General features: G+C 45.9%; 1 protein-coding gene. It reads right to left on the bottom strand.

Annotation, left to right across the window (positions count from 1 at the left end):
- Positions 1-63: 63 nt before the first annotated feature.
- Positions 64-244, bottom strand: a 181-nt coding sequence (locus BGIM_RS67620; protein ID WP_040892171.1) for a hypothetical protein, incomplete at its 5' end; no start/stop codon positions are given.

The following is a 244-nucleotide window of genomic DNA, read 5'->3' as shown; positions in this document are numbered from 1 at the left end:
CCTGCGAACGCTGTGCCGCACTATCTCATAAAGTTAGAGGCTCTTAGAAGCATCATAATTAAGTCATTGTGTTTTAAAATTTAAAAATTGCCATTTGTCACCGTGGATTTGGCGCATCATCGAATCATAGTGTTTGGCGGCTTCCAGTTCGCTGGCATGTCGTTTGTTTGTTGATTTGCCGTCTTTCTTCCACCAACTTAGTGGTGCATCCGCCAAGTTATCGCACAGATGGCGGGGTGGCGAC

This window comes from Zavarzinella formosa DSM 19928 (assembly GCF_000255705.1).
GTDB lineage: Bacteria > Planctomycetota > Planctomycetia > Gemmatales > Gemmataceae > Zavarzinella > Zavarzinella formosa.
Note: the sequence above shows the minus strand (reverse complement) of the source record. Positions and strands in the feature narration are given on the sequence as shown.